Genomic DNA, 4,504 nt, shown 5'->3' with positions numbered 1-4,504 from the left:
GACGGTGCGCGGGTGGTGGCGTTGCGGTCGAAGGCGATCGTGGCGCTGGCGGGCCGTGGTGGGATGGTGTCCGTCGCGCTCTCCCACGAGGACACTCTGGGGTTGATCGCCGGGTGGGAGGGCCGGATCTCGGTCGCGGCGGTCAACGGGCCCACCTCCACAGTGGTGTCGGGTGACGCCGGCGCGCTGGACGAACTGGTTGTGCACGCCGAGGGGTCGGGTGTCCGGGTGCGTCGTGTCGAGGTGGACTACGCCTCGCACTCGGCGCATGTCGAGGCCATCGAGACCGAGTTGGCCGAGGTTTTGGCCCCGGTTGTGGCGGGGGAGCCGTCGGTGCCGTTCCTGTCGACGGTGACGGGGGAGTGGGTCACCGATGGTGAGACGGATGCCGGGTACTGGTACCGCAACCTGCGCCAGACGGTGTTGCTGCAGCCCGCGATCGCCGCGCTGGTCGCCGACGGGCATGGCGCGTTCCTGGAGATGAGCCCGCATCCGGTGTTGACCGTGCCGGTGGCGGAGACCGTGGAGGCGGCGGGTGCCGACGCCGTGGTCGTGGGGTCGCTGCGCCGGGGCGAGGGCGGCCTGGACCGCCTGTACGTATCCCTGGGTGAGGCGTGGGCGCGTGGTGTCGCGGTCGATTGGACGGCCGCCTTCGAGGGGTTGTCCCCGCGCCGCGTCGACCTGCCCACCTACGCCTTCCAGCGCCGCCGTTACTGGCTGGACGCGCCGAAGGCCGGGGAGAAGGCCGCCGATCCGGTCGAGGAGCAGTTCTGGCGCACCGTTCAGGAGGGCGACCTCCAGGAAGTCGCCCGAACCCTCGGACTGAACAGCACCGAAGGACTGGGCGACATCGTCCCGGCGCTGTCCGCGTGGCGGCGGGCCGGCCGCGACCGTGCCACGGTGGACAGCTGGCGCTACCGGGTGGTCTGGCGGCCCTACGACCTGCCCGCCGCCGGCACCCTGCACGGCACCTGGGTCCTCGCCGTCCCCGAGACGCACCTGCGGTCCCCCTTGGTCGTCGCCGTGGCCCGCACCCTCGGCCAGGCGGGCGCGACCACCGTCACCCTCGCCGTGGACGCCGGCGATCCGGACCGCGCCCGGGTCGCCGCCCGGCTCGCGGACGCCGTCTCCGTCACCGAACCGGCGTCCCTGCAAGGCGTCGTCTCCCTGCTGGCGCTCGACGAGCGAGCCGCCCCCGGCCACCCGGGTGCCACCGCCGGCATGACCTCCTCCCTCGTCCTGCTCCAGGGGCTGCTGGACGCCGATCTCGACGCCCGGCTGTGGATCCTGACCAGCGAGGCCGTCACCACCGGCACCGGCGACACCGTCCGCAACCCGCTCCAGGGCGCCCTGTGGGGCTTCGGACGCGTCGTCGCCCTGGAGCAGCCCCGGCGGTGGGGCGGACTGGTGGACCTGCCCGCCGAGCTGGACGAGGACACCGCGCGTGGGCTCGTCGCCGTTCTCGCCGCCCGCGCCGACGAGGACCAGACCGCACTGCGCGGCCGGACCGCCCACATCCGCCGCCTGGTGCGGGCCCCGCTCGCCGGACGCACCGCACCGCGCGCCTGGCGCACCAGCGGAGCCGCGCTGGTCACGGGCGGAACCGGCGGCCTCGGCGCCCACACCGCCCGGCTGCTGGCCCGCAAGGGCGCCGAGCACCTGGTGCTGACCAGCCGCCGCGGACCGGACGCCCCCGGCGCCGCCGAACTGCGCGAGGAACTGACCGCCCTGGGCTGCCGCGTCACCATCGCGGCCTGCGACGTGGCCGACCGCGACGCCCTGGAACGCCTCGTGGCCGAGGTCGAGTCGGACGGGCCCGCCATCCGGGCCGTCGTGCACACCGCCGGCGTCGGCATGCTCGCGCCCCTCGCCGAAACCGACCTGGACTTCTTCGCCGAGGGTGCCCGCGCCAAGCTGCTCGGCGCGGCCAACCTCGACGCCGTCTTCGACCACGACCGGCTGGACGCCTTCGTCCTCTACTCGTCCGTCGCCGGTACCTGGGGCAGCGGCGATCACGGCGCGTACTCGGCCTCCAACGCCTACGTCGACGCGCTCGCCGACCACCGCAGGGCCCGCGGCCTGACCGGAACGTCCATCGCGTGGGGCATCTGGAGCCCCGAGGGCGGCGGTATGGCCGTCAACGTCGTGCGCGAGCAGCTGCGCTGGCGCGGCATCCCGTTCATGGACGCGGAACTGGCCGTCACCGGCCTCCAGCAGGCCCTGGACCACGACGACACCTTCCTGGCCGTCGCCGACATCGACTGGGAACGCTTCGTCCCCGTCTTCACCGCCGCCCACCCCCGGCCCCTGCTGCACGAGGTCCCCGAGGTGGCCGAGGCGATGCGGGCCGACGAGCCCGACGTGGCCCATGCCGCCGACCGACTCGGCGGACTGCGCGCGGAACTGACCGCCCAGCCTGGCGCCGAGCGCGTGCGCACCCTCACCGACATCGTGCGCACCCAGGTCGCCGGCGTCCTCGGCCACGCCGACGGCAACGAGATCGCCCCGCAGCGCGCCTTCCGGGAACTCGGCTTCGACTCCCTCACCGCCGTCGAACTGCGCAACCGCCTCAACGCGGCGACCGGACTGAGCCTCCCCGCCACCGTCGTGTTCGACTTCCCCAACGTTCACGACCTCGTTCGGCACCTCCTCGAACACCTCGTCCACGACACGGCGGACGAGCGAGCCGCCGCCCTGCCCGCCACCCCGGCGGACAGCCCCGCACACCGGGACGAACCCATCGCGATCGTCTCGATGGGCTGCCGCTTCCCCGGAGGCGTCCACTCGCCCGAGGACTTCTGGCGACTCGTCCTCGACGAGACCGACGCCATCTCCCCCCTGCCCGCCGACCGCCACTGGGACGTGGCGAACCTGTACGACCCCGACCCGGACCGGCCCGGCACCACCTACGCCCGCGAAGGCGGATTCCTGCACGACGCCGCCGAGTTCGACGCCGGCTTCTTCGGCATCTCGCCGCGTGAGGCGACGGCGATGGACCCGCAGCAGCGGCTGCTGCTGGAAACCAGCTGGGAGACCCTGGAGCGGGCCGGTATCGCCCCCGACAGCCTGCGCGGCAGCGACACGGGCGTCTTCGTCGGCGTGTCCCACCAGGGGTACGGCGCGAGCGGCGAGGTGCCCGAGGGACTCGAAGGACACCTGATCACCGGTACCGTCACCAGCATCGCCTCCGGCCGTGTCTCCTACACCCTGGGGCTCGAAGGCCCGGCCGTGACCCTGGACACCGGCTGCTCCTCCGCACTCGTCGCCATGCACCTGGCCATCCGGTCCCTGCGCTCCGGCGAGTGCTCCCTCGCCCTGACCGGCGGCGCCGCCGTCATGGGCGAGCCGATCGGCCTGGTGGGCTTCAGCCGCCAGCGGGGCCTGGCGGTGGACGGCCGCTGCAAGGCGTTCGGCGCCGACGCCGACGGCATGGGCATGGCCGAGGGCGTGGGCGTGCTGCTTCTGGAACGGCTGTCGGACGCCCGCGCCAACGGCCACCAGGTCCTGGCCGTCGTGCGCGGCTCGGCCATCAACCAGGACGGGGCCTCCAACGGCCTCACCGCGCCCAACGGCCGCTCCCAGCAGCGCGTCATCCGCGCCGCGCTGGCGGACGCCGGGCTGTCCGGCGCGGACATCGACGCGGTCGAGGCGCACGGCACCGGCACCAAGCTCGGCGACCCGATCGAGGCACAGGCCCTCCTCGCCACCTACGGCCAGGAACACGACGCCGAGCACCCGCTCTGGCTGGGCTCGGTGAAGTCCAACATCGGCCACACCCAGGCCGCTTCCGGCATGGCCGGCGTCATCAAGATGGTGCAGGCCATGCGGCACGGCACCCTGCCCCGCACCCTGCACGCCGACGCGGTCTCCCCGTTCGTCGACTGGTCGGCCGGACACGTGGAGGTCCTCACCGAGACCCGGCCCTGGAACGCGGACGGCCGCCCGCGCCGGGCCGCCGTCTCGTCCTTCGGTGTCAGCGGCACCAACGCCCACGTGATCCTCGAACAGCCCGGTACCGAGCCGGACACCTCCACGCCGACCCCGACCCCGGCCGGCACCGTCGTGCCATGGCTGCTTTCCGCCCGCTCCGCGGACGCGCTGCGTGCCCAGGCCGAACGACTGCTGGCCCAACTGGCGGACACCACGCCCGACCGCGCCGACGTGGCACACTCCCTCCTCACGGGTCGTGCCGCCCTGGAGGAACGCGCGGTGGTCGTCGGCGCCGACAGCGACAGTCTCCTCGCCGGAGTACGCGCCCTCGCCACCGGCACCACCACCCCCGGCCTCGCCCGAGGCACCACCCAGCGCGTCGGCGAGACCGTCGACCCGGTGTTCGTGTTCCCGGGTCAGGGGGCGCAGTGGGTGGGGATGGCGGTTGAGCTTCTCGATTCGTCGCCGGTGTTCGCGGGGCGGTTCGTGGAGTGTGGTGAGGCGCTGTCGCGTTTTGTCGACTGGTCGTTGGTCGATGTGGTGCGTGGTGAGGGGGGTGCGCCGGGGCTGGACC

The 4,504-nt window shown here is 73.8% G+C and carries 1 protein-coding gene; it reads left to right on the top strand.

All coding sequences use genetic code 11. The features are described from left to right. Window positions 1-4,504: SDR family NAD(P)-dependent oxidoreductase (locus ABTZ58_RS39760; RefSeq protein ID WP_502996222.1), on the top strand; the 4,504-nt coding region annotated here is incomplete at both ends.

Source organism: Streptomyces sp. NPDC094143 (assembly GCF_040303825.1).
Lineage (GTDB): Bacteria > Actinomycetota > Actinomycetes > Streptomycetales > Streptomycetaceae > Streptomyces.
Note: the sequence above shows the minus strand (reverse complement) of the source record. Positions and strands in the feature narration are given on the sequence as shown.